The sequence below is a fragment of the Kribbella sp. NPDC051137 genome (genome assembly GCF_040682535.1).
GTDB classification, from domain to species: Bacteria; Actinomycetota; Actinomycetes; order Propionibacteriales; family Kribbellaceae; genus Kribbella; species Kribbella karoonensis.
Map to the genome: position 1 here is coordinate 184,399 of NZ_JBFBBI010000005.1, position 23,564 is coordinate 207,962.

The 23,564-nt window shown below is 69.6% G+C and carries 25 protein-coding genes; 11 read left to right on the top strand and 14 right to left on the bottom strand.

Annotated elements, in window-relative coordinates:
- Nucleotides 1-21: 21 nt before the first annotated feature.
- Nucleotides 22-774: a lysophospholipid acyltransferase family protein gene (locus AB0M51_RS26855; protein WP_344200348.1), complete on the top strand. Its 753-nt coding sequence runs from the start codon at nucleotides 22-24 to the stop codon at nucleotides 772-774.
- A gap of 116 nt (nucleotides 775-890) precedes the next feature.
- Nucleotides 891-1,415: a hypothetical protein gene (locus AB0M51_RS26860; protein ID WP_344200351.1), complete on the top strand. Its 525-nt coding sequence runs from the start codon at nucleotides 891-893 to the stop codon at nucleotides 1,413-1,415.
- On the opposite strand, the gene AB0M51_RS26865 is transcribed toward AB0M51_RS26860, so the two are convergent.
- The 9 genes from AB0M51_RS26865 to AB0M51_RS26905 all read right to left on the bottom strand — a co-directional run bounded on the left by AB0M51_RS26865 (nucleotide 1,412) and on the right by AB0M51_RS26905 (nucleotide 7,913).
- Nucleotides 1,412-1,645, bottom strand: coding sequence for a hypothetical protein (locus tag AB0M51_RS26865; protein WP_344200353.1), 234 nt, complete (start codon nucleotides 1,643-1,645; stop codon nucleotides 1,412-1,414). The two genes, AB0M51_RS26860 and AB0M51_RS26865, sit on opposite strands and share 4 nt — an antisense overlap.
- A gap of 13 nt (nucleotides 1,646-1,658) precedes the next feature.
- Nucleotides 1,659-2,795: an inorganic phosphate transporter gene (locus tag AB0M51_RS26870; protein ID WP_344200355.1), complete on the bottom strand. Its 1,137-nt coding sequence runs from the start codon at nucleotides 2,793-2,795 to the stop codon at nucleotides 1,659-1,661.
- 89 nt (nucleotides 2,796-2,884) lie between these two features.
- A complete protein-coding gene (locus AB0M51_RS26875) occupies nucleotides 2,885-3,883 on the bottom strand; it encodes an inorganic phosphate transporter (RefSeq protein ID WP_344200357.1) in 999 nt (332 codons plus the stop codon).
- A 2-nt stretch (nucleotides 3,884-3,885) separates the two neighbouring features.
- Complete coding sequence (locus tag AB0M51_RS26880; RefSeq protein ID WP_344200359.1) at nucleotides 3,886-4,518, bottom strand: DUF47 family protein; 633 nt, start codon at nucleotides 4,516-4,518, stop codon at nucleotides 3,886-3,888.
- Between the two features lie 140 nt (nucleotides 4,519-4,658).
- Nucleotides 4,659-4,967, bottom strand: a complete 309-nt coding sequence (locus tag AB0M51_RS26885) for a DUF202 domain-containing protein (RefSeq protein WP_344200362.1) — start codon at nucleotides 4,965-4,967, stop codon at nucleotides 4,659-4,661.
- A gap of 8 nt (nucleotides 4,968-4,975) precedes the next feature.
- Complete coding sequence (locus AB0M51_RS26890) at nucleotides 4,976-5,311, bottom strand: DUF202 domain-containing protein (protein ID WP_325041540.1); 336 nt, start codon at nucleotides 5,309-5,311, stop codon at nucleotides 4,976-4,978.
- Nucleotides 5,308-6,555, bottom strand: coding sequence for a glycoside hydrolase family 3 N-terminal domain-containing protein (locus tag AB0M51_RS26895; RefSeq protein WP_344200366.1), 1,248 nt, complete (start codon nucleotides 6,553-6,555; stop codon nucleotides 5,308-5,310). Before AB0M51_RS26895 ends, AB0M51_RS26890 begins: the two co-directional genes overlap by 4 nt.
- 1 nt (nucleotide 6,556) lies before the next feature.
- Complete coding sequence (locus AB0M51_RS26900; protein ID WP_344200369.1) at nucleotides 6,557-6,895, bottom strand: MarR family transcriptional regulator; 339 nt, start codon at nucleotides 6,893-6,895, stop codon at nucleotides 6,557-6,559.
- On the bottom strand, nucleotides 6,858-7,913 hold the full coding sequence (locus AB0M51_RS26905; protein WP_344200371.1) for a DMT family transporter: 1,056 nt from the start codon (nucleotides 7,911-7,913) through the stop codon (nucleotides 6,858-6,860). Before AB0M51_RS26905 ends, AB0M51_RS26900 begins: the two co-directional genes overlap by 38 nt.
- A 39-nt stretch (nucleotides 7,914-7,952) precedes the next feature.
- Between AB0M51_RS26905 and AB0M51_RS26910 the strand changes: the two genes are divergently transcribed.
- Nucleotides 7,953-8,588 (top strand): TetR/AcrR family transcriptional regulator, encoded by a 636-nt coding sequence (locus AB0M51_RS26910; RefSeq protein ID WP_344200374.1) that lies wholly within the window; start codon nucleotides 7,953-7,955, stop codon nucleotides 8,586-8,588.
- A 3-nt stretch (nucleotides 8,589-8,591) separates the two neighbouring features.
- Here AB0M51_RS26910 and AB0M51_RS26915 read toward each other — a convergent pair whose 3' ends face one another.
- Nucleotides 8,592-9,101: an acyl-CoA thioesterase gene (locus AB0M51_RS26915; protein WP_363750994.1), complete on the bottom strand. Its 510-nt coding sequence runs from the start codon at nucleotides 9,099-9,101 to the stop codon at nucleotides 8,592-8,594.
- Between the two features lie 147 nt (nucleotides 9,102-9,248).
- Here AB0M51_RS26915 and AB0M51_RS26920 point away from each other — a divergent pair, with 147 nt between their 5' ends.
- Nucleotides 9,249-10,217, top strand: a complete 969-nt coding sequence (locus AB0M51_RS26920) for a hypothetical protein (RefSeq protein ID WP_344200380.1) — start codon at nucleotides 9,249-9,251, stop codon at nucleotides 10,215-10,217.
- A 12-nt stretch (nucleotides 10,218-10,229) separates the two neighbouring features.
- Here AB0M51_RS26920 and AB0M51_RS26925 read toward each other — a convergent pair whose 3' ends face one another.
- Complete coding sequence (locus tag AB0M51_RS26925; protein ID WP_344200383.1) at nucleotides 10,230-10,853, bottom strand: flavin reductase family protein; 624 nt, start codon at nucleotides 10,851-10,853, stop codon at nucleotides 10,230-10,232.
- An 81-nt stretch (nucleotides 10,854-10,934) separates the two neighbouring features.
- Here AB0M51_RS26925 and AB0M51_RS26930 point away from each other — a divergent pair, with 81 nt between their 5' ends.
- The 4 genes from AB0M51_RS26930 to AB0M51_RS26945 all read left to right on the top strand — a co-directional run bounded on the left by AB0M51_RS26930 (nucleotide 10,935) and on the right by AB0M51_RS26945 (nucleotide 13,807).
- Complete coding sequence (locus tag AB0M51_RS26930; protein ID WP_363750997.1) at nucleotides 10,935-11,636, top strand: phosphotransferase; 702 nt, start codon at nucleotides 10,935-10,937, stop codon at nucleotides 11,634-11,636.
- The gene (locus tag AB0M51_RS26935; protein WP_363750999.1) at nucleotides 11,597-11,869 is read left to right on the top strand and encodes a hypothetical protein; all 273 of its coding nucleotides are present in this window, start codon (nucleotides 11,597-11,599) and stop codon (nucleotides 11,867-11,869) included. Before AB0M51_RS26930 ends, AB0M51_RS26935 begins: the two co-directional genes overlap by 40 nt.
- Before the next feature lie 97 nt (nucleotides 11,870-11,966).
- Nucleotides 11,967-13,001 carry an L-glyceraldehyde 3-phosphate reductase gene (gene mgrA, locus AB0M51_RS26940; RefSeq protein WP_344200388.1) on the top strand — a complete coding sequence of 345 codons (1,035 nt, stop codon included), beginning with the start codon at nucleotides 11,967-11,969 and terminating at the stop codon, nucleotides 12,999-13,001.
- 152 nt (nucleotides 13,002-13,153) lie between these two features.
- On the top strand, nucleotides 13,154-13,807 hold the full coding sequence (locus AB0M51_RS26945) for a hypothetical protein (RefSeq protein ID WP_344200390.1): 654 nt from the start codon (nucleotides 13,154-13,156) through the stop codon (nucleotides 13,805-13,807).
- Between the two features lie 175 nt (nucleotides 13,808-13,982).
- On the opposite strand, the gene AB0M51_RS26950 is transcribed toward AB0M51_RS26945, so the two are convergent.
- Complete coding sequence (locus AB0M51_RS26950; protein WP_344200393.1) at nucleotides 13,983-14,945, bottom strand: TAXI family TRAP transporter solute-binding subunit; 963 nt, start codon at nucleotides 14,943-14,945, stop codon at nucleotides 13,983-13,985.
- Nucleotides 14,942-16,939 (bottom strand): TRAP transporter fused permease subunit, encoded by a 1,998-nt coding sequence (locus AB0M51_RS26955; RefSeq protein WP_363751002.1) that lies wholly within the window; start codon nucleotides 16,937-16,939, stop codon nucleotides 14,942-14,944. The genes AB0M51_RS26950 and AB0M51_RS26955 overlap by 4 nt, the downstream gene beginning before the upstream one ends.
- Nucleotides 16,940-17,057: 118 nt before the next feature.
- Between AB0M51_RS26955 and AB0M51_RS26960 the strand changes: the two genes are divergently transcribed.
- Both AB0M51_RS26960 and AB0M51_RS26965 read left to right on the top strand, forming a co-directional pair.
- Nucleotides 17,058-17,723 carry a response regulator transcription factor gene (locus AB0M51_RS26960; protein ID WP_012918592.1) on the top strand — a complete coding sequence of 222 codons (666 nt, stop codon included), beginning with the start codon at nucleotides 17,058-17,060 and terminating at the stop codon, nucleotides 17,721-17,723.
- 3 nt (nucleotides 17,724-17,726) lie between these two features.
- Nucleotides 17,727-19,103 (top strand): HAMP domain-containing sensor histidine kinase, encoded by a 1,377-nt coding sequence (locus tag AB0M51_RS26965; protein ID WP_344200399.1) that lies wholly within the window; start codon nucleotides 17,727-17,729, stop codon nucleotides 19,101-19,103.
- A 101-nt stretch (nucleotides 19,104-19,204) separates the two neighbouring features.
- Here AB0M51_RS26965 and AB0M51_RS26970 read toward each other — a convergent pair whose 3' ends face one another.
- Nucleotides 19,205-20,341, bottom strand: coding sequence for a TAXI family TRAP transporter solute-binding subunit (locus AB0M51_RS26970; RefSeq protein ID WP_344200402.1), 1,137 nt, complete (start codon nucleotides 20,339-20,341; stop codon nucleotides 19,205-19,207).
- Between the two features lie 180 nt (nucleotides 20,342-20,521).
- Here AB0M51_RS26970 and AB0M51_RS26975 point away from each other — a divergent pair, with 180 nt between their 5' ends.
- A complete protein-coding gene (locus AB0M51_RS26975) occupies nucleotides 20,522-23,536 on the top strand; it encodes a glycoside hydrolase family 38 C-terminal domain-containing protein (protein WP_344200404.1) in 3,015 nt (1,004 codons plus the stop codon).
- Nucleotides 23,537-23,564 lie beyond the last annotated feature (28 nt).

Here is a 23,564-nt window from a genome sequence, read left to right on the forward strand (position 1 = left end):
ACCGCACACCATAATCGGGACATGCGAGACCTCGTGTACCCGCCCGTGATCGGCTTCGCCAAGACCGCCTTCCTGGCCCTGGACCTGAAGATCCGCCGGACCGGGACCGAGCACGTCCCGCGCTCCGGCGGCGCACTGGTCGCGATCAACCACATCAGCTACGTCGACTTCATCCTCGGCGGGTACGGCGCGCTGCCGGCCAGGCGGCTGGTCCGCTTCATGGCCAAGGAAGTGCTGTTCCGGAACCGGTACTCCGGTCCGTTGATGCGTGGCATGCACCACATCCCGGTGGACCGGGAGGCGGGCGCCGCGTCGTACCGGACGGCCGTCGACTACCTCCGGGCCGGCGAACTGGTCGGGGTGTTCCCGGAGGCCACGATCAGCCGGTCGTTCGAGCTGAAGGAGTTCAAGTCCGGCACGGTCCGGATGGCGGCGGAGGCCGGCGTACCGGTGCTGCCGATGATCCTGTGGGGCACCCAGCGGATGTTCACCAAGGACCACCCGCGGGACTTCACCCGGCACCGCCCGATCTCGATCAGCATCGGCGCACCGCTCACCGTGACGCCGGACGACGACCCGGCGGAGGCGACCGCCCGGCTGCGCTCGACGATGGCCGGGATGCTCGACCAGAGCATCCGCGGGTATCCGGAACAGCCGCACGGTGCCTGGTGGCTGCCGGCCGCGTACGGCGGCGGCGCGCCGACCCCGGCGGAGGCGGAGCGGCTGGACCGCGAGGAGCTGGCGCGGCGGGCCGAACGACGGCAGAACCCTTGACCCTCGGGGCGGATCGAGGGTACGAAAGCATTCGTTGATGTGACAGGCACCTGGGGGGTTCCTGTTCGGCGGGCGGCTGCCGCCGCCCGTGCACTCGAGCAGGCGGGGGCGGGCAAGTGTTCGATTCACCGGAGGAGCTGCATCTTTTCGAGCCCGGTGCGCTGACACCTGCGCCGCACGTGGCCGAGCACATTCCAGACGCCGGCGCGTACTTCGTGGACTGGGCGACCCGCGACCTCTCCCCCGACCGCGCCCGCGAGATCGAGTCCGCGGTGAACGGACGGCGCAACCAGAACGGCTGGTTCCCGCTGGAGACGCTGGACAGCATCGGCAGCAAGGGCTTCTGGCGCGGCCCGCTGACCTATCTGGCGCGGATGACGGCCGACGACCCGCAGATCGTGCAGGACTGGGCCACGGACGGCCTTCCGGACGAGCAGAGCGGCCGGATCGAGGCGACCGTTGACGACCTGCTCCACCAGCAGGGCCACGCGGCTGCGGCCACCTGGGCGGTCGCCGTACGACCCCGCATGTTCCTGGACGCAGAGGTGCTCGGCAGCCGTCTACTGGCCGCCTGGGAGTACAACCTCGGCTCCATCCGCGCAAAGGACGTGGCCAAGGCTGTACGCCGCTGGAACCGCTAGTGGAACTGCGGAATGATCAAGTACAGCCCGTAGAGCACGGCAGCGAGACAGGCCGCGAAGCACAGCGCAGCCACGCCGGTGTCCACGAAGGACGGCTGCCGCTTCTCGTCGATCGCCACCGCACGCCGCGACATCGCGGTCACTCCGAACGCGAACAGCACCGCCAGGCCGACGCCGAAGATCAGGCTGACCAGTGCGACCTCGCCGAGGGCAGTCCAGTTGATGTGCATCCCCGTACTCCTCTCAGACCGTTGCGGGCGTGGTCGCGGCGGCGGCCGGGCTCGGGTACTCGTTGACGTTGTCCGAGGTCACCGGGCGGCGCCGGGAGGCCGCGTAGATCGCGCCGCCGGCAGCGGTCGCCAGGACCGCGATGATCGCGACCCCGACGTTGCCGGAGTCCGCGACCTCGCCGGACAGCGCGCCGACGACCGCGGCGGCCGGCAGCGTCAGCAGCCAGGCCACGGCCATCCGGCCGGCCACCGTCCAGCGCACCTCGGCGAGCCGCTTGCCGAGACCCGCGCCGAGGATGCTGCCGGAGCAGACCTGCGTGGTGGACAGCGGGAAGCCCAGGTGCGACGAGATCAGCAGTACCGACGTGGAGCTGGTCTCCGCGGAGAAGCCCTGGGGGGACTCGATCTCCGCCAGGCCCTTGCCCATCGTCCGGATGATCCGCCAGCCGCCGAGGTAGGTGCCGAGTGCGATCGCCGTACCGGCCGCCAGGATCACCCAGATCGGCGGCCTGGCGCCGGAGTGCAGGCTGCCGGAGGCGATCAGCACCAGCGTGATGACGCCCATCGTCTTCTGGGCGTCACCGGTGCCGTGGGCCAGGGACACCAGCGAGGCGGACGCGATCTGGCCGGCCCGGAACCCGTCCTCGACCGACTTCTTCCGGGCCCGCGCGGTGATCTTGTACGCCAGGAAGGTCCCGAGCAGCGCGACCGCGCCGGCCACGATCGGGGCCGCGACGGCCGGGACGATGATCTTCTGGACGACGGTGCCGAAATGGACGGCGCTGCTCCCGGACGCGATCCAGGTGGCGCCGATCAGGCCGCCGAAGAGCGCGTGCGACGAGGAGCTCGGCAGACCGAGGTACCAGGTCAGCAGGTTCCAGAGGATCGCGCCGACCAGGCCGCCGAAGATCACCGGGACGGTCACCTTGGCGTCGTCGACGATGCCGCTGGAGATCGTCTTGGCCACCTCGGTGGAGATGAACGCGCCGACCAGGTTCAGCACCGCGGACACGGCGACCGCGACCTTGGGCTTCAGCGCGCCGGTGGCGATCGAGGTCGCCATCGCATTTGCGGTGTCGTGGAACCCGTTGGTGAAGTCGAACACCAACGCGGTGACGATCACCACGACGACGAGGAACGACAGGTCCATTCGCGATCACTTCCCCTAGGCGGACGATCTGCAACCTCGATCGACCGTAGGCTCGGTGAGTGAATTCTGAATGAACCGGCCCGGGGAATTTACTCCAAGATCAGGTGGACCAGACCGTAGACGCCGGCGGCGACGACGCCGGCCGCCGGGATCGTCAGGACCCAGGCGGTGACGATGCCCTTGGCGACGCCCCAGCGGACCGCGGACAGCCGCTTGGTGGCGCCCGCGCCCATCACCGCCGAGGTGATCGTGTGGGTGGTCGAGACCGGGGCGTGCAGGCCGATCGCCATCACGTACAGCACCGCCGCCGAGACAGCCTCGGAGGCGAAGCCGCGGGCCGGGTCCAGGTGGATGATCCGGCGGCCGAGCGTCCGCATGATCCGCCAGCCGCCGGAGTACGTACCGAGCGAGATCGCGGTCGCGGCGGCGAGCTTCACCCAGATCGGGATGCCGTCCTTGGCGTTCGCGTGCCCGGTGGTGAGCAGCGCCAGGAAGATCACGCCCATGGTCTTCTGCGCGTCCTGCAGACCGTGCCCGAGCGCCATCGCGGCGGCCGACAGCGACTGCGCCAGCCGGAACCCGCGGGTGGTCTTGCCGGGGTTGCGGTTCCGGAACAGCCAGAGGATCGCGATCATCAGCAGGAACGCACCGAGGAAGCCGACGGCCGGCGACAGCACCATCGGGATCACGACCTTGTCCAGGATCCCCGACCACAGCACGACGCTGCTGGACGCCAGCCCGGCGCCGACCAGGCCGCCGATCAGCGCGTGCGACGAGGAACTCGGCAGGCCGAAGTACCAGGTGATCAGGTTCCAGGTGATGGCGCCGACCAGGGCCGCGATCACGATCACCAGCCCGTGCCGGCCCGCCGGTGCGCTGATGATGCCCTTGCCGACCGTCTCGGCCACCTCGGTGCCGAGGAACGCGCCGAGGAAGTTCATCACCGCGGCCATGCCGAGCGCGACCCGCGGGGTCAGGGCCCGGGTGGAGACCGAGGTCGCGATCGCGTTGGCGGCGTCGTGGAAGCCGTTGGTGTAGTCGAACGCGAGCGCGATGACGACGACGGCGATGACGAGCGTGAGCTCCACGCTCAGCTCTCCTTGACCGCGATCTGCTCGACCGTGTTCGCGACGCTCTCGAAGGCGTCGATCGCGGCCTCCAGCAGGTCGACCACGGTCTTCACCTTCATCACCATGAGGGCCTCGTAGTCGCCGCTGAACAGCTTGGCGATCAGCCGCCGGTGGACCGCGTCACCGGTGTTCTCCAGCCGGTTGATCTCGATCCAGTACTCGGCCAGGTCCTTCATGGTCCGCAGCTTGGGCATCGTCTCCGCGGTCAGCTGGGCGGCTCGCTGGAGGACCTCGATCTGCTCGGCGATCTCCTCCGGCAGCTTCTCCAGGTTGAACAGGTGGACGGAGTCGACGGCCTCCTCCATGAAGTCCATGACGTCGTCGAGGTCGGAGGCCAGCCGGTAGATGTCCTCGCGGTCGAACGGCGTGACGAAGGTGGAGTTGACCCTGCGAATGATCGAGTGCGTGGTCTCGTCGGCCGCGTGTTCCGCGTCCTTCATCTGGGCGGCGATCTGGTGGCTGGCGGACAGACCGGTACCCGCCGTACTGCCGAGCAGCTCCGCCAGGATCCGGGATCCGTCCACGAGGTGGTTGGCGGACTCGGTGAAAAGGTCGTAGAACGTCGGGTCGTTCGGACGCAGACGTAACGGCACTTCAAGCTCCGGGTGAACGAGGGACAAACCGTGAACATGCTAGGGGGAACCTACCGCTGACGCGGCATCCGGCCGGATCAACGTATCGCGTCGTTATGAACAGGCCTTGCACATCACACACGGTTGGTAACCGATCGGTTTCACTTGGTGAGCACGGCGTACAGGTCGAAAAGGCCGACAACGAGCACCAGACCGGCCGCGACCCGGAGTACGCGGTCGTGCCCGAGGTGGTGCACGGCACCCCCCTCGGACCGCCGGTAGACGGCGCTCACCGCGGTCCAGCAGCCCAGGGAGAGCACGAGAACGACGATTCCGAGACCGGTCCGGACCTCTGACGATCCGTGGCCGGAAGCGAGCAACAGCGTGCCGTTGGCAATCAGTCCGAGAGCCGTACGGCGCCACGCGAGCAGCGTCCGCTCCGGCTGCCGCCCTGGATCCGGTGTGCTCATTCCCACACTCAGCGCCAGAGGGAGAACAGCAGCCCGATCAGGCCGACTGTCGCGATCGTTGCCCCCAGCATCAGCGGCAGCCGGCTGGCCGGCAGCGCGCCGCCGCGACGGATCGCGGTCAGGTTCAGCTGCCAGCGCCGGAACGCTCCGGCGGTGGTGACGATTCCGGTGAGGACCAGCACGATCCCGATGATCCGGGCCGGCCAGCGGTCCGGGCCGAGGTCGAGGAACTGCACCGCGGAGAGCCCGCCGGCGTAGCAGGCGAGCGAGGTCCGCAGATACGCCAGGTAGGTGCGCTCGTTCGCGAGGGTGAACCGGTAGTCGGGCTCCTCTTCCTCGCTCATCCGCAGCTCACGAGGCCGTAGTCCTGCTTGAGAGTCAGCACACGTCGCACGCTACTCGTCAGCTTCGCGGCGAACGACGTGTCCTGCTGAGCCTCGGCGACCAGCGCGTTCACCATGACCGCGGTCAGCCCGGGCTCGGCGTTGATCACGATGTCGCCGCCGGCCGCCACGAACCGGGTCGCCCGGTCGCCGGCCGGTACCGCCTTCACCTCCGCGGCGGAGCCGACGTCGTCGGTGATCACCACGCCCTGCCAGCCGAGGTCGCCGCGCACCATGCCCTGGATCACGGTCGGCGAGAACACCGCCCGGTTCTTCGGGTCGATCTTGCTGTACGTGACCGTCGAGACCATCACCATCGACGTACCGGCCTTGATCCCGTCGGCGAACGGCTGCAGGTTCGCGTCGCCGCGGACTGTGACGTCGTCGACCACGCCGGCCGCGAAGTCGGTGTTGCCACGGACCCGGCCGAGGCCCGGGAAGTGCTTGACCGAGGTCGCGATGCCGGCCTTGCGCATGCCCTGGACGAACGCCTCGACGCCCTGCCCCGCCTGCTGCGGCGTGTCGCCGTACTCACGGTCCAGCTGGCCGACCGGCGCGTTCTGCGACTTGAGTGACGCGGGTACGACGTCGGCGACCGGCGCGAGGTCGACGTTGACGCCGGCCCGCTTCAGCTGGCTGCCCCACTCCTGCGCCTGTGCGGTGAGCTTCGAGCTCGACCAGGTGCCCTGGACCGTCGCGGCCGGGATGCGGTCGAACCCGGGGCCCTTGAGCCGCTGGATCCTGCCGCCTTCCTGGTCCGCCGCGATGAACGGGCGGACGCCTTCGACGGTGCCGGCCGAGCGCACCGCGGCCATCGCCGTACGGGTGCTCGCCAGGCTGCCGCCGTTGCCGACCAGGAACACGCCGCCGGACTTCTGCTGCTGTACGACGGCGCGCTGGGCCGACGTCATACCGGCGCCGTCGATGCCGGTCATGATCAGCTGGCCGGCCTTCTCGCGGAGGGTGAGCGCCTTGAGCTTCTGGTCCACGCAGCTCGGCGCCTGGGTGGTATGGGGCGACCGGGTCGGCCGGGTCGGGCTTGCTGTCTCGGCGGTGGGGGTGCTCGCCGGGCTGCTCGGTCCTTCGGTCACCGGGACCGTCGACGACGGGACGGTGCTCGGCCCGGCCGTCGGTTGGGAGCCCTTGCCACCACAGCCGGAGACGACGAGTGCAGTCAGCGCGATCAGCGCGACCGGACGTCTCATCTCAGTTTCGCTCCCACGCCGCACGGTCGACGGTGTCGCCCGAGTGCCGGGCCAGAGTGGCGCAGACGTCGTACAGGTGCTCGACCTGCTCGGGGGTGAGCGCGTCGAAGATCGACCTGCGCACCTCCTCGACGTGGCCGGGCGCAGTGTCGATGAGCTTCTGCCGGCCGAGCTCGGTGAGGATCGCGACCTGTCCGCGGCGGTCGGACTCGATTCCCTCGCGCTTCACCCAGCCGTTCTGCTCGAGCCGGTTGACGGCGTGCGAGAGCCGGCTGCGCGAGCCGAGGGTGGCGACCGCGAGCTCACTCATCCGCAGCCGGTTGCCCGGCGCCTCGGACAACCGGACGAGAATCTCGTAGTAGGTGTGCGGAATGCCGGCGTCGCGCTGTAGCTGCTGCTCGATCCGGCTGCTCACTACGCGCTGCGCCGCGATGTACGCACGCCACGCCTGCGCTTCGGTCTGGTTCAGCCACCGGGGTTCCGCCATCCCCGCAGCGTACTTGTTCGCCGATCCGGATCCGCAGTACGGCGGCGGCACAAATCAGCATGCCGACCACCGCGAGGACGCCGATCGTCTCGTGGAAGATCAGGAACGCGAACAGCATCGTGGTCGGCGGGACCAGATAGAGCAGCGAACTGATCCTCGTGGCGCCGGAGAGCTTGAGGTTCACGAGGTACAGGCCCCAGCCGCCGCCGGTCGCCAGCAGCACCAGCCAGAGGACCGCGCCGTAGAAGCCTGGCTCGCTCGGCACCGTGAGCTTGTGGGTCGACGCGGCCAATGCGGTGAAGAGCACGGCCGAGGTGAGGCTCTGGATCGCGAGGGCGTCGAGTGAACTCGTGCTCGGGCGACGCCGCCTGTCGAGGCACGTGCCGGCCACCAGGCCGAGAAGTCCGCCGATCGGTATCAGGAACAGCAACGGCGAGCCGTGACCCGCGCTGAGATCGTCAGCGACGACCAACCCGACACCGAAGAGGCCTAGGACCAGACCGAACCACTGGCGCCGGTTCACCTGCTCGCCGAGCAGCGGCCCGGCGACAGTCGCGATCAGGATCGGCTGCAGCGAACCGATCAGCGCGGTGACGCCCGCGGTGATGCCGTGGTCGATGCCGGTGAAGATCAGGCCCAGGTACACGAACTGGGTCAGGAACGCCATCCACACCTGGGTCGCCAGGTCGCGCCGGGAGATCCGCGGCCGCCGTACGGCCAGGATCACGACCCCGATCGCACCCGCGAGCAGGAACCGCCAGGCGAGCAGGTCGAAGGCGTTCGTGTACTCCGTTCCCCAGCGGGCGCCGATGAAGCCGCAGCTCCAGAACACGACGAAACCGGCACCGGCTGCCAAGCTCAGAACCTTCATGCCCGAGACAGTAACCACACCGGTCGGTATACTGTCAGTATGCTGGACCAGCAGATGACACTGCTCGTGGACCGCGGCGTGCCTGCAGCGCCGCGGCTGACGCCTGCGGGCGAGCGGATCCTGGCGGCCGCCTCGACCCTGTTCTACGAGCAGGGGATCCGGACGGTCGGCGTCGACGCGATCGCCGCGGCGGCCGACGTGACCAAGAAGACGCTGTACGACCGATTCGGCTCGAAGGACCGGCTGATCGCGGCGTACCTGGAGGAACGGGACCGGACCTGGCACCGGTTCCTCGACGACCAGCTGGCGGAGCGGAACCCGACGACGCCCGAGGCGATGATCCTGGCGCTGTTCGCGGCGCTGACGGATTGGCTGGCCGGGTCGCGGAACGGGTGCGGGTTCATCAACGCGAGCGTCGAACTGGCCGCGCCCGACCACCCCGCGATGCCGGTCATCGTCGGCCAGAAGCGGTGGTTGCGCGCGGAGTTCGAGGCACAGGCCCGGGCCGCGGGATTCGCCGATCCCGGCGAGCTGGCAGACCGGCTGCTGCTGCTCCACGAGGGAGCCCTCGTCAGTTACCGGGTGGCGGCGATGACCTCTGCGCCGGAGGTCGCGGCCCGGGCAGCGGCCGACCTGCTTGCCGGTTGGCCGCGGTTGCTACGGACTGCCCGATGACCTTTATCGGTCGCTCTCACGGGAGGCGATGATCGCGGCCCGGCGTGCGAGCCGGTGACTGCGGCGGATCTCCGCCTCCCGGAGCCGCCGCCGGTCCTCGTCGGTCACGGGCTGCACCTGCGGTACCTCGCGCGGCTGACCGTCCTCGTCGACCGCGACGAACACCAGGTACGCCGAGGCGACGTGTACCTGCGGGCCGACCGCGTCCCAGCGGTCGGCGGTGATCCGGACGCCGACCTCCATCGAGCTGCGTCCGGTCCAGTTCACCTGCGCGCTGAAGTGCACGACGTCGCCGACCCGGACCGGGACCAGGAACACCATCTCGTCCATCGACGCGGTGACCGCCGGCCCGCCTGAGTGCCGGGCGGCGACCACACCCGCGGCCGAGTCGACCAGCGTCATGATCACCCCGCCGTGCACGGTGCCGAGCGGGTTGGTCTCGTTCTGCGCGGTGATGTGCGACAGCGACAGCCGCGTCTCCGAGGTCGGACGCGACGACGGGCTGCTGGACATACGCACACTCCTTGGGACTTCCTGCCGGGACTGCCGCAGGGTATCCGGCCGGTTGTCCACAGGTTCGGATCGGCGGTTCCGGGCGGGCCCGATCCTCGTACCTTCTCTGCCGACTTCCCCGCAGCTCCGCCGATCTGGAGGCCCGCGATGCCCGTCGACACCACAGAACATGCCCACGGCAACAACCACGGCAACGACCGCCGCCTCGACCCTCCGGGCCTTCCCGACCCGATGCTGCCACCGCTGACCCGGCGACAGGCCGACCGGCTGGTGCAGCTCGCGTTGACCGCGGCCGCCGGGCTCGGCCTGTCACTGACCTATCACGACGACGCCGCGCTGGTGCCGGTCGACCCCGCCACCGACGACCCGGTGCTCGGGCTCTGCAACCTCGCCCGCGTCGTCGGCCGTTTCGAGGAGGACCGCTGGCCGGAGATCGTCAGCGAACACCTCGCGGCCGTTGTCGAGCAGTTCCGCGCGGGTCCACCGGAGCCGCCCGCCGACCCCGAGCACGAGCTGATCCAGCGGATCGTGGCCCGGGACTCGCTGCCGCCCGAGTGGACGGTGGATCGGCCCGACTTCCTGCCCGGGCTGATCGCGGTGCCGTCCAAGCAGGAGGACGACATCATCACGATGTTCCTGGAGCCCGCCGACCTGGGACTGAACCGGACGGACGCGGACCGGTTCGGCCTCGCCAACCTCCGCCGGCTCCGGGATCACGTGTCGTTTCTGGACGAGGAGGACATCCGGATCGCCCACGTCAGCGGGACGGGATACGGCGCCTCACGTGCGCTGGTCCTCGATACCGTGCTGCGCGAGAGCCTGCAGGTCCCGCACGCGCCGTACGGCGTGCTCGCCGCCCTGCCGGCCCGCGACAACCTGATGCTGCACGTCATCAAGGACCTGAGCGTCATCCCGGCCCTGGGGCTGATGCTGAGTCTCGCGGCGCGCTCCTACGCCCGCGATCCGGGACCGCTGTCCGCGGAGGTCTATCTGGTGACGCCCGAGCTGGTCTGGCACTGCGCCACCACGGCTCCGCCCGGCGAACTGCGGCTACGACCGTCGGCCGAGCTCGAGGCGCTCGCGCGCCGCCTCGCCGCCGGTGAAGAGACTCGCTGACGACCGCTGTCCTCAACCAGCAGGAGGTGTGAAATGACCGGGCCAGTCGGCGTAGCGGATCCGGGAGATCTCGCGGACCTCGCCGAGCGTGCTCCACTCGTCCTTGCCGAGCCGGGCGAGCGGGCGGAGCCGGCGGACGTCCGGATGGTCGCCGTCCAGCACGGCGGCGTCGATCGACAGATGCCGGACCTGCCCGATGACCACCGTGCAGTCGCCGATCGGCAGCGTGGTGTGCAGCGTGCACTCGAGCGCGACCGGCGACTCCGCGACCCGCGGTACCGCGACCGTCCGGGACGGTTCGGCGGTGACCCCGATCGCCTCGAACTCCGAGACCTCCGGCGGGAAGTTCGTCCCGGAGGCGTTCACCTGCTCGTAGAGCGGTTCGGCGGCGAAGTTGACCACGAACTCGCCGGTCGCCTCGACGTTGTTCAGGCTGTCCTTGCGGCCGACGGACGTGAACTGCACCATCGGCGGCTGCACGGACGCGACCGTGAAGAACGAGTGCGGCGCGAGGTTCAGCACGCCGTCGGCGGAGCGGCTCGACACCCAGGCGATCGGCCGCGGGACGACCACGGAGTTCAGCAGTGCATAGAACTCCCGGCGCCCGGCGCTCTCCGGATCCACATCGACACGCACGCCCGCAGTACATCAAACTCGGTGGATGCCGTCGTACCCACCTCTCGGGGCGGCGGTCCGCACGAGCGACGGAGCTGTGGATTGGGCGAGCAGGACGACTTCCTGGACCAGGTCGCCGCGGTGGCGCGGCGGCACGGGGTCGACCCGGAGGAGGTGCGGGAGGTCGCCGGCGGGGTGGCCAACCGGGGCTTCGTGCTCGGCGAGGAGCTGTTCCTGCGGGTCAGCCGGCCCGGGTACGAGGACGACCTGCGCAAGGAGATCCGCGTCGTGCCGGCCGCCCGGTCGGTCGGCGTACTGACACCGGCCGTCATCGAGTACGACGCCGACCGCCGGCTGATCGATGCGCCGTACGTGGTCATGCAGCGGGTGCACGGCACTGAGCCCACCGACGTTCCTGAAGGACTCGCCGAACAGCTCGCACGTCTCCACCATCTCAAGCACCCCGATCCGGCCGCACGCCCAGGCGCGCCGGCGGGTGAGCCGGCGTCTGGACCGGCGGAGGTGCCGGTGGGCGTGCCTGAGGATGGGTGGGGGGATCCGTGGGGGACGATCGACGATCTGGCCGATCGGGGGTACATCGACCCCGGAACGGCGACCTGGCTGACCGACTGGTTCACGCGCCTGGCCCGGCGCGTCGACGCCGGCGGCCCGAAGGTGCTGATCCACGGGGACGTTGCCGCCCACAACCTTCTGGTGGGACCCGGCAACGATCTCCGCGCGCTGATCGACTGGGGTGATGCCGCGTGGCCCCGCCTGCCATGGACTTCGCCAAGCTCCCGCTGACCCAGGTGGCCGCCCTGCTCCCCGCCTACCGGCAGCACGCCCACTCCCCGGACTCCGAGCACGATCTCGCCGCCGCGATCCTCTGGTTCCACCTCTCCTGGGCGCTCGCCAAACTCCCCGCCGCGCCGTGGCCCGGCCAACGCCACTGGACCGCTCCCACGACGAGCCGCCTGCTCGGCCTCCTGCACTTCTTCACCACCACGCCGCCCGCCCCGTGGGCCGACCTCGTCTGACGATCAAGAAGGTGGGGTTCTTGATGTCAGTGATGGCGTTTCTGCTGAAAAACAAGGGGGTTTGAACTTGTTCGCCCATGGGGCAGACTGGGGCTTCGTGACTGATTATGTGGCGGCTGCGGGCCGGTACGACGACCAGATGACCTACCGGCGGACGGGCCGGAGCGGGCTGCGGCTTCCGGCGATCTCGCTCGGGTTGTGGCACAACTTCGGCGACGACAAGCCGTTCGCGACGCAGCGGGACATCCTGCGGCGGGCGTTCGACCTCGGCGTCACGCACTTCGACCTGGCGAACAACTACGGTCCGCCGTACGGCTCGGCCGAGACGAACTTCGGGACGCACTTCGCGCGGGACTTCAAGCAGTACCGGGACGAGCTGATCATCTCGACCAAGGCCGGGTACGACATGTGGCCGGGGCCGTACGGTCAGGGCGGCGGGTCGCGGAAGTACCTGCTCGCGTCCCTGGACCAGTCGCTGAGCCGGATGGGGCTCGACTACGTCGACATCTTCTACTCGCACCGGTTCGACCCGGACACGCCGCTCGAGGAGACGATGGGCGCGCTGGACGCGGCCGTCCGCTCCGGCAAGGCGCTGTACGCCGGCATCTCGTCGTACTCCGCCGACCGGACCCGGGAGGCGGCGCGGATCCTGGAGGAGCTCGGTACGCCGCTGCTCATCCACCAGCCGTCGTACTCGATGCTGAACCGGTGGATCGAGGAGGACCTGCTGGACGCGGTGGGTGAGCTCGGCGTCGGCGTGATCGCGTTCTCGCCGCTGGCGCAGGGCGTGCTCACGAACCGCTACCTGGACGGCATCCCGGCCGACTCGCGGGCAGCGCAGGGCAAGTCGCTGAACCCGGACTCGCTGACCGAGGACACGCTCAAGCACGTCCGCGCGCTGGCCGAGATCGCGAAGCAGCGCGGCCAGTCCGTCGCCCAGCTCGCCCTCGCCTGGACACTGCGTGACGACCGCGTCACCAGTGCACTGATCGGCGCCTCCAGCGTGGCGCAACTCGAGGACAACCTCGCCACTGTCCGCAACCTGGGCTTCACCGCCGAGGAGCTCGAGGCCATCGACGCCGACGCCGTCGAAGCCGGCATCAACCTCTGGAAGAAGAGCTCGGACGCCTGATCCCCCTGCACGCCCCGAACGCCCGCCGCTCCCCGCGGCGGGCGTTCGACGTTTCCGCCTGGTGTGCCCGGAAGGTTACGGAGGGGTGAGGGGCGGTTGCGGTTTGGGACGGATGGGCACAGGCTGGAGGGAGACCTCTGGAGGTGGTTGTCGTGACCGCTTCGACGCTCGAAATGGCCCTGACCTACGAACACGCGCGGATTCGTGAGCTGGCCGAGCCGGCCCATCACCCGGATGCGGCGCATCCTGAGCACCGGCATCAGACCGACTGGTTCTACGCGATCGCCGCGCAGCACCTCGCGGCGGCCGAGGACGTGCTGGTGCCGCACATCCGGCGGCTCCCGGACGGGGACGGGCTGGTCGGCAAGTACGTCGGGAACGCGAAGGAACTGGAGCGCTCGCTGCGCTACCTGAAGGGGCGGCAGTACGGCGACAGCCGGTTCCTGCATCTCCAGCACGACGACCTGTGGCAGCACATCGACCGGCTGCTCGACGAGCACGAGGCGATGGAGGCGGAGTACAGCCGGCAGATCACCGACGAGCTCGCCGACCCGGACGTGAACACACTGACCGAGGACCTGCTCGAAGCCGAGGAAGTCGCGCCGACCAGGGCGCACCCCGCCTCCCCGCACACCGGGATGGCCGGCCGGATCGCGCACCGGATGTGGCGAATGGCTGACAGCGCCTGGGACAGCGCCGAGGGCCGCGTCGTCCCGATCAAGTACCACGCGCACCCGAAGCGCGACTCCGCGCTCTCGCACTACCTCTACGGAACGCCGATGCCCAGCGAGGAAGAACAGCGGTAGAAAGGCCCGGCCCCGGCGGATGCCTCCGCCGGAACCGGACCGGGTGAGCCGACTCCCACTGCGCCTGGTTGTGGGAGCCGGTCGGGGACCCGTCGCCGCTGCGCCTGAGGTGCGGTGCCGGGACCCTGCGCCCTCCCCCGCTGCGCCTGGTGTGCGGGGGAGGACGGTCCGTGGGTTATCGCAGGCCGTCGATCGCCTTCTTCGCGCCCGGGTGCAACGGCACCGGGTCGGTCTTGTCGGCGTTGTCCAGCGTGATGCCCTTCGCGGCCGCGTTCACCGCGACCAGCGCATCCAGGTTGTCGTAGAGCGTCTTCGTCAGCTGCTCGGCGAGGTCGTCCTTCATGTCCTTGCGGACCAGCAGGACGTTCGGTACGACGATCGTCGCGACGTCGGCCGGCTGCTTGTAGGTCGCCGCCGGGATCGGTGCCGCCGAGTACACCTCGCCGTACTTCTCCTGCATTTTGGGCAGTAGATCCGTGATCGGCAAGAGCTTCACGCCTTTGCCCATGCTGGTGACCAGGTCGGTGATGCCGCCGGTCGGCAGCCCGCCGGACCAGACCAGTGCGTCGATCGACCCGGATTTCATCGCGTCCACCGACTCCGGCAGCCCGAGCCGCTGCGCGGTCACGTCCTTCGCCGGGTTCAGTCCCGCGGCTTCGAGCAGCCGGTGCGCGATCACCTCGGTCCCGGAGTTCGGCGAGCCGGTCGAGACCCGCTTGCCCTTCAGGTCCGCGATCGAGTTGATGCCGGCCGACGTCCGTACGGCGACCTGCGTGTAGTTGTTGTACAGCCGGGTGAGTGCGACCACGTCCTGCTTGCTCTTGAAGCTGTTGACGCCGTTGACCGCGTCCGCCGCGGAGTCGCCGAGCGAGAACGCGACGTCGTAGTTGCCGCTGACCAGGCCCTGGATGTTCTGCACCGAGGCGCCGGTCTCACTCGCGGTCGCCCGGTAGCCGGACATCTTCTGCGAGATCACCGAGGCCAGCGCGCCGCCGAGCTGGTAGTAGACGCCGGTGGTGTTGCCGGTGGCAATGGTCAGCCGTCCGCCGCCGTCCGAGGAGCCGGCAGGCTGACGCTGTCCACCACAGGCGGCCAGGGAGACGACAGCAAGAAGCGCCACAAGGGGTCGAAATCTCATGCGGTTCCTTCCTCGGCAGTGGCCTGGCGCTGTCGCCGGACCAGGTTGATGACCACGGCGACAAGTAGCAAACAGATTCCGGCCGTGATGGTTACGGGCGCGAGGTAGAGCAGCAGCGCGGCGGCCGGTACGCAGACGGCCCGCTCGAGCCAGGTCGCCCGGACGAACACCCAGCCGCCGGTGACGACGGCCAGCGCCGCGACGGCCAGCATCGACACCAACGTGGTCCAGACCATGCCGACGAACGATCCCTGACCGAGCAGGTGCGAGCCGTTGTCGGTGAGCACGAACGCGAACGGCACCAGGAACGCGGGCAGCGTGTACTTCCACGCCTGCCACATCGTCGGGATCACCCGGCCGCCGGTGATCGCGGCCGTCGCCACGGCGGCCAGCGCGGTCGGCGGCGACACCTCGGACAGTACGGCGTAATAGAAGATGAACATGTACGCCTCGGGCTGCGTCACCCCGAGGTGCACCAGGGCGGGCGAGATGATCACCGCCGCGATGATGAACGACGCGGTGACCGGCACCGCGAGCCCGAGGATCATCACGGCCAGCCCGGACAGCACCACGGTCAGGATCAGGACGACCGTGTGGTTGTCGGTCAGCCCGTGCGCGGCGTTCACGATGATCTCGGCGAGGTTCAGCCCGAGCCCGGTCTGCGTGGTGACCGCGACGATCACGCCAGCGGTCGCGCAGGTGGCCACCACCGGCAGGACCGAACGGGTGCCCTGGGCAAGCGCTTTGAACAACGGCCGCCCGGTCAACCGGTGCTCAGGGTCCAGGAACGAGAGTCCGAACTGGATGATCACCGCGTAGACCACGGCCTTGAACGGCGGTACGTCGACCGCCATGAAGCCGATGATCACGAACAGCGACAAGAAGTGGTACCCGAACCGCAGCAGCAGCCGCCACGCCGAGTCGTTCGACACCTCCGCGGACGTCGTCCCGTGCTTGCGGGCGTCGATCTCGATCGCGAGCAGGATGCCCAGGTAGTACAGGATCGTCGGAATCACAGCGAACCCGAGCACCTTCAGGTACGACACCTGCAGGAACTCCGCGATGATGAACGCCGCCGCCCCGAGCGTCGGCGGCGACAGGATCGCGCCGATCCCGGACGCGGCGAGCATCCCGCCGGCCGGCTCGGGCGGATACCCGGCCCGGCGGAGGATCGGCCACGACACGGTGCCGAGCGACACCGCGGTCGCCGTACCGGAGCCGGACACCGTGCCGAGGAGGAAGCCCGCCAGCGTGACAGTCCGGCCCGGCGCCGTACGACTGCGTTTGAAGGCCGCGAACGACAGGTTGATGAAGAACTTGCCGGCACCGGAGTAGTCGAGCACCGCGCCGTAGATCGTGAACAGCACGATGTACGACGCGGCCACGCTCAACGGGGTCCCGTAGAAGCCCGCGGTACCCATGGTGAGCTGGGCGATGATCGCGTCGAAGTTGAAGCCCTGGTGCGCCAGCGCCCACGTGTACGGCAAGTACCCGCCGTAGTAGGCGTACGCGATGAAGACCAGGCAGAAGATCGGCAGCACCCAGCCGGTCGTACGGCGACACGCTTCGAGCAGGAGCACGAGCAACAAGGCGCCTGCGGCAACGTCCAGCGCCGTAGGAGCCTGGCGACGCTCCAGGTACCCGTCGAAGTTCAGGAGCGGGTAGACAGAGACAGCCAAGGCCAACACGACGAGGACCCAGTCGAAGATCCCGGGGTCGTCGTGCGTGCGCCTGCGGCCCGGAAAGCCCCGGTAACACAGCAGAGTCATCGGCAGGACCGCTGCGAGAAAGATCACCAGGTAGAACTGCGTGCCTTGTGGTAATGGAAAGAAGACCTGGGCGAGAACACCGACGCTGACGACTGCGCACCAGACCGAAAGCACCAGGTCCAGGCCGGGGCGCAGCCGCCGCGCCGGGCGTTCCTGCTCGTACTCCGCCAACTCTTCCTCGGAGGGCGCGGTGGCCCCTTTCCCGTCATCAACACCGACAGTCATCGACCGGCTCCCTCCTGTGCCCGGAAGGCTAACTTTGCCGAACACTGCGTGGAGTCACGTGATTACGTCTTTACCAAGATCTGACACATGAGGCCGTGACCTGGCCTACGATCACCGCATGAGTGGCGCGGTCCGGATTCTGCTGGTCGAGGACGATCTCGATATCGCCAATGCCCTGATACCCGCCCTGCGGCGTTACGGCCTGATGGTGACGCACGTGCGGACGGCGGCGGACGCCCTGGCGGCGGACCCCGGCGACCTGGTCCTGCTGGACCTCGGGCTGCCGGACGGGGACGGCATCAACGTGTGCCGGCAGATTCGCACCGTGTCCGACGTCCCGGTGATCGCGGTCACCGCGCGTGGTGAGGCGGCCGACCGGGTCCGGGGTCTGCGCAGCGGCGCCGACGACTACGTGGTGAAACCGTTTGCCATTTCCGAGCTACTGGCCCGAATTGATGCTGTACTTCGTCGTACCGGTCTCTTGCAGCCCCGCCCCCGGGTGACTGTCGGCGACCTGACCGTGGACATCGAGGCCCGTACGGTCCAGGTGGCGGACAAGCCCATCAGTCTGACCCGCAAGGAGTTCGACGTGCTCGCAGTACTGGCCGCGCACCACGGCCGGGTGGTCCCCCGGGAACAGGTCGCGCTGTACGCGTGGCAGTCCGTGTTCGAGGCGTCGTCGCGGACGATGGACGTGCACGTCGCGAGCCTGCGCGCCAAGCTCGGCCGCCCCGAACTGGTCCAGACCATCCGCGGCGTCGGCTACCGCCTGGGTTCGGACTGACCGTTGCGCCGTCGACTACTGCAGTCCCTCGTCCCGATGGTCGTCGCGCTGGCCATCGTCGCCGTCATCCCGCTGGCGAACTTCATCGCCACGAGTACGTCGCGCACCCTGTTCCTGTCCCGGAGCAACGACGCGGACTGGTTCGCCGCGATGGCCGAAGGCCCGCTGCAGACCGGCGACATCGCGAACCTGCGCGAGCTCGCGGTCCGCTACCAGGAGCTCTACGACACCCCGGTCTTCGTCGTCGACGTCGACTCCCGCGTGATCGCCACGTCGGTGTCCGGCGTGGACGTGAAGGAGGACGACATCGCGACCGCCCTGCACAGCACGCTCGCGGGCCGGCTGCCGCCGGAGCCGCCGGCGATGTGGCCGTGGCGTTCCGGCGAGATGATCGTCTCCCGTCCGGTCGTCAACAACGGCTCCGTGCTCGGTGCCGCCGTACTGCGGGTGCCGACCGAGAAGGCCCGTGACCAGGTGCAGAACGGGCTGCTGCTGCTCCTCGGCGGCCTGCTGATCAGCATCGGCGCGATCATCGTCGGTATCGTCCGGCCGATCACCCGCTGGGTGCTGCGGCCGCTGCAGGACCTCGACAACGCGACCCACCAGATCACCCGCGGCGCGCTCGACACCCGGGTCTCGACCGACGGCCGCGCACCGGAGCTGAGACGCCTCGGCGACAGCTTCAACTCGATGGCGCTGAGCCTGCACCAGGCGAGACAGCGTGAGCGCGAGTTCGTCGCGGACGCGTCGCACCAGCTGCGTACGCCGTTGACGTCGGCCCGGATCCACATCGAGGGGCTGTCCCGGCTGTCCCCGACCGCACGGTTCGCACTCAGCGACATCGACCGGCTCGGCCGGATCGTGCAGCGGCTGTCCCGGCTGGCCGGCTCCGACCGCCCGTCGGCGGCCGATGCCGAGGGCAACGAGGAGCCGCTGGACCTGGCGCAGGCGGTCAAGGAGCGGCTGGTCGGCTGGAAGGCCGTGTACGCCGCGGACGACATGGAGCTGGTGGTCGGCGAGATGGTCCCGGGCGGGGTCGCCCCGGAGCTCGAGGTGGACGACATCCTCGACGTACTGCTCGACAACGCCTCGAAGTACGGCGCCCCGCCGGTGGAGGTCTCGGTCACGCGGGACGGCACCGAGGTCGTGATGTCGGTCCGCGACCACGGTCTCGGCCTCGGCTCGCGGGACCTGAAGAAGGTCGGTGAGCGGTTCTGGCGGAGCGCCCACCACCGGGAGATGCCGGGTACCGGTCTGGGCCTGGCGATCGTCCGCTCCGAGGCGGCCCGGGTCGGCGGCCGGGTGGTCGCCCGCCCGCCGATCGGCGGCGGCCTGGTGATCGAGGTCCGCGTCCCCCTCCTCGAGGACTACGACGCCTGACCCGTTCGAGGGTTGTCCCTTCGCGTTGCCGGTTCTCCCGTCCTGTCACGGACTGACAACCGGCAAGACGATGGGACCACCGTTGCTGTGGGCGGGGCGGGTCAGATGTGGTTCTGGCGGTACCAGCGTTCGGCGGCGGGGTGCAGCGGGACCGGCATGGTCGCGATGGCGGACCGCGGGTCCAGCGCGCCGGCCTCGGGGTTGCCGGTGGGGGTCGGGCTGGCGCCGGGGGCCGCCGGGGTCTGCCCGGGAATCACAACGCCCTTGACCAGGTCGTTCTGCCGGCGGAACAGGGTGTTGACCGTCCACCAGGCCCACGAGTCCGACAGGTCGGTACGGGCGATCAGGTAGTTCGGGATCGCGAGCGTCGGCACCGAACTGGCCAGCCCGTACTGCGACGGCGGGATCGGCGCGACCAGGAACCCGCCGAACTCCTTGAGCGCGATCGCCTGCGCGACGCCGCCGATGTCCAGCAGCCGGAACCCGATGGTCTTCTGCAGCGCGGCGATCGGGTCGGTCGGGACGCCACCGCTCCAGAAGAACGCGTCCAGCACGCCCTTGGTGGCCTGCCCCTTCGGCTGGACGGCCGCGGCCATCTCCGTCAGCGACATGTTCCGCCGGATCACGTCGATCTTGGCCGGGTCCAGCTTCGGGTTCGCCTTGATCGCGTCGGCCTTCGCCCGGTCCAGGATCATGTTCGCGACGATCTCGGTACCGGAGGCCTTCGGCCCGACGCCGACGACCGTCCGCCGCGTCGGGGCGTCCTCGCTCGGGAACAGGTCGGTAAGGCTGGTCGCCTTGGACGCCATCGGTACGACGACGTGCACGTAGTTGTCGTACACGCGTGCCAGCGCGCTGAAGTGCAGCCGTCCGGTGGCGAACGCGTCCGTCCCTTCGTACGCCGCCAGCGCGGTGTCCGACGTGCAGAATCCGAGGTCGGCCTTGCGAGTGGCGACCCTGCTCAGGTTGTCCACCGACCCGTCGGTCACCACCGGGGCCAGCTCCACGCCCGTGACCTCGCTGACCAGCTTGCTGAGCGCCGCGCCGAACACGTTGTAGACGCCGCCGGCGTTCCCGGTGGCGAAGACGGCCTTCTCCGACGGCGCGGGCTCGTCCGCACGGCCGCGGGAGCAACCCGGCAGCAGCAGCCCGGACGCGGCGGCGGCGCCGAAACCGAGCAGGCTGCGGCGGGTCAGGCCGGTCGGCCGGGCAGGGGTGAGCAGGCGGGGGCGATCCATGCAGACAACCTAGACAACAATCAGGCCGAGCGGGTAGCCGTGCCGTCGGCCCGCAACCCAACCGCTACCCGGAGTTTCGTGGTGAAACTGCGTCTGGACGCGCGCGGGGTTGGTGTGACAGCGTTGTCATCCGTGCGGCCGTAGCGGCCGTGTGAGGATCCTTTCCCGGAGGCTGATTTCGTGCACGACGACCGTCAACTCATCGAGGAGCGGCTCAGGCGCGCCCTGCGGGAGCGGCTCCGCCCCGCGATCTACGGCGCGGCCGTCCCGCTGGACATCGAGGTGTGGCACGCACCCGGTGAGCCGGTGACCCCTGCCGAGGCGCTCTCCCAGACCTACGAGAAGGCCGAGATCGGCCTGCCGTGGGGACCCGCCTGGGGCACCGCCTGGTTCAAGTTCAGCGGCCAGGTGCCGGCCGAGTGGGCGGGCAGCGAGATCGAGGCGGTCATCGACCTCGGCTTCAGCGGCGGCCCGGGCTTCTCCGCCGAGGGCCTGGTACACACCACCACCGGCCGGCCGCTCAAGGGCCTGCACCCGCGGCAGACGTACGCCCCGCTGTCGATCCTCGGCCCCGACGGTACGGCGGCCTCCGCCGGCGACACCGTCGAGTTCTACGTCGAGGCGGCCGCCAACCCGGAGATCCCGCTCGACAACGCATACGCGAAGACCGACATCGGGGCCGGCCTCGGCGACCACCCGATCTACCAGCTGACCCGCGCCGACCTGGCGATCTTCAACGCCGAGGTGTGGGACCTGATCCTCGACCTCGAGGCGCTGGACGGCCTGCAGAAGGAGCTGTCGCTGCAGGACCCGCGGCGCCGGGAGATCCTCCGCGCGCTCAGCCGCTCGCTGGACGCGCTCGACTACGAGGACGTCGCCGGTACCGCCGCGGACGCCCGCGCCCAGCTCACCGACGTACTGAGCCGGCCCGCGCACGCGAGCGCACACCAGCTGTCCGCGGTCGGGCACGCGCACATCGACTCCGCGTGGCTCTGGCCGCTGCGGGAGACCCGCCGCAAGGTGGCCCGGACGGTGTCCAACGTTGCCACCCTCGCCGAGGAGTACCCGGAGCTCGTCTTCGCGTTCTCGCAGGCGCAGCAGCACGCCTGGGTGAAGGAGAACTACCCGGAGGTCTGGGAGCGGCTGAAGAAGGCCGTTGCCGAGGGCCACATCGTGCCGGTGGGCGGCATGTGGGTCGAGTCCGACACCAACCTGCCCGGCAGCGAGGCGCTGGCCCGGCAGTTCGTGCACGGGAAGCGGTTCTTCCTGGACGAGTACGGGATCGACACCCAGGAGGTCTGGCTGCCGGACTCGTTCGGCTACACCGCGGCGCTGCCGCAGCTGGTGAAGCTGTCCGGGTCGAAGTGGTTCCTGACCCAGAAGATCTCCTGGAACAAGGAGAACAAGTTCCCGCACCACACGTTCTGGTGGGAGGGTCTGGACGGGACCCGGGTGTTCACCCACTTCCCGCCGATCGACACGTACAACTCCGACCTGTCCGGTCGTGAGCTCGCGCACGCGCAGCGGAACTTCGCCGAGAACGGCGCCGCGACCCGGTCGCTGGTCCCGTTCGGGTACGGCGACGGCGGTGGCGGCCCCACCCGTGAGTTCGTCGCGACCGCCCGCCGGGTCAAGGACCTGGAGTCCTCGCCGAAGGTGACGATCGAGTCCCCGACCGAGTTCTTCAGCGCTGCCGAGGACGAGTACTCCGAGCACGCGCCGGTCTGGTCCGGTGAGCTGTACCTGGAGATCCACCGGGCGACGTACACCTCGCAGGCCAAGACCAAGCAGGGCAACCGGCGCACCGAGCACCTGCTCCGCGAGGCCGAGCTGTGGAGCGCCGCGGCGGTCGTCGCGGGCAAGCTCGACGCGTACCCGTACGAGGACCTGGACCGGCTGTGGAAGGTCGCGCTGCTGCACCAGTTCCACGACATCCTGCCGGGCTCGTCGATCTCGTGGGTGCACCGCGAGGCCGAGGCGACGTACGCGCGGGTGGCCGAGGAGCTGAACGCGATCATCGCCAAGGCGCAGCAGGCACTGGCCGGTGACGGTTCGGAGCAGATCGTCTTCAACGCGGCGCCGCACGGACGCAACGGGGTCGCCGGCCTGGGCGCGGGCGTCGCGGCGGTCGAGGGCCAGGACGTCACGGTCGAGAACGGCGTCGTCGACAACGGCCTGATCCGGGTCACCATCGACGAGCGCGGCCTGATCACCTCGCTGTACGACGTCGAGGCGCAGCGTGAGGTCATCGCACCAGGTGCCGTCGGCAACCTTCTGCAGCTGCACGTGGACACCCCGAACCACTGGGACGCGTGGGACGTCGATTCGTTCTACAAGAACAACGTCCGGGACGTGACCGAGGTCGACAGCGTCGACTTCAGCACCGTGGACGGGGTCGCGACCGTCGTGGTCAAGCGGTCCTTCAACCGGTCCACGGTGACCCAGACGCTGCGGGTCCGCCCGGGCGCGAAGCGGGTCGACATCGAGACCGAGATGGACTGGCACGAGACCGAGAAGTTCCTGAAGGCGGCGTACCCGGTCGACGTGCACGCGGACCGGTCCGCGTCCGAGACGCAGTTCGGGCACATCTTCCGGCCGACCCACCAGAACACCTCGTGGGACGCGGCGAAGTTCGAGATCGCGGCACACCGCTGGGTGCACGTCGGCGAGCCGGGGTACGGCGTTGCCGTGGTCAACGACTCGACGTACGGCCACGACATCAACCGGACCGCCCGCGAGGACGGCGGTACGACGACCACGATCCGCACGTCGCTGATCCGGGCGCCGCGGTTCCCGGACCCGCAGACCGACCAGGGCGTGCACACCGTGAACCACGCGCTGGTGGTCGGCGCCGGGATCCCCGAGGCGATCGAGGAGGGCTACCGGATCAACCTCCCGGAGCGGGTCGTCACCGGCGCCGGCGCGGTCGACCCGATCGTGGCGGTCGACAACGGCAACGTGATCGTCGAGGCGGTCAAGCTGGCCGACGACAAGTCCGGCGACGTGATCGTCCGCCTGTACGAGTCCACCGGCGGGCGCTCCCGCGCGACGGTCACCCCGTCGTTCCCGGCCGCGGCCGCCACCGAGGTCGACCTCCTCGAGCGCGACCTCGCCGACCGGGACCTGGAGGCGAACGGGGTCTCGATCGAGCTCCGCCCGTTCCAGATCCTGACGCTCCGCTTCAAGCGCGCCTGACAACGGGGGCTTGCACCCCGCGCGGGGG

Bases quoted from the DNA above. Each gene is read 5' to 3' on its own strand.
- AB0M51_RS26855 (WP_344200348.1), top strand. From the start codon at position 22: ATGCGAGACCTCGTGTACCCGCCCGTGATCGGCTTCGCCAAGACCGCC.
- AB0M51_RS26970 (WP_344200402.1), bottom strand. From the start codon at position 20,341: ATGGATCGCCCCCGCCTGCTCACCCCTGCCCGGCCGACCGGCCTGACC.
- AB0M51_RS26950 (WP_344200393.1), bottom strand. From the start codon at position 14,945: ATGAGATTTCGACCCCTTGTGGCGCTTCTTGCTGTCGTCTCCCTGGCC.
- AB0M51_RS26910 (WP_344200374.1), top strand. From the start codon at position 7,953: ATGCTGGACCAGCAGATGACACTGCTCGTGGACCGCGGCGTGCCTGCA.
- AB0M51_RS26960 (WP_012918592.1), top strand. From the start codon at position 17,058: ATGAGTGGCGCGGTCCGGATTCTGCTGGTCGAGGACGATCTCGATATC.
- AB0M51_RS26895 (WP_344200366.1), bottom strand. From the start codon at position 6,555: ATGAGACGTCCGGTCGCGCTGATCGCGCTGACTGCACTCGTCGTCTCC.
- AB0M51_RS26870 (WP_344200355.1), bottom strand. From the start codon at position 2,795: ATGGACCTGTCGTTCCTCGTCGTCGTGGTGATCGTCACCGCGTTGGTG.
- AB0M51_RS26890 (WP_325041540.1), bottom strand. From the start codon at position 5,311: ATGAGCGAGGAAGAGGAGCCCGACTACCGGTTCACCCTCGCGAACGAG.
- AB0M51_RS26955 (WP_363751002.1), bottom strand. From the start codon at position 16,939: ATGACTGTCGGTGTTGATGACGGGAAAGGGGCCACCGCGCCCTCCGAG.
- AB0M51_RS26905 (WP_344200371.1), bottom strand. From the start codon at position 7,913: ATGAAGGTTCTGAGCTTGGCAGCCGGTGCCGGTTTCGTCGTGTTCTGG.
- AB0M51_RS26885 (WP_344200362.1), bottom strand. From the start codon at position 4,967: ATGAGCACACCGGATCCAGGGCGGCAGCCGGAGCGGACGCTGCTCGCG.
- AB0M51_RS26915 (WP_363750994.1), bottom strand. From the start codon at position 9,101: ATGTCCAGCAGCCCGTCGTCGCGTCCGACCTCGGAGACGCGGCTGTCG.
- AB0M51_RS26865 (WP_344200353.1), bottom strand. From the start codon at position 1,645: ATGCACATCAACTGGACTGCCCTCGGCGAGGTCGCACTGGTCAGCCTG.
- AB0M51_RS26920 (WP_344200380.1), top strand. From the start codon at position 9,249: ATGCCCGTCGACACCACAGAACATGCCCACGGCAACAACCACGGCAAC.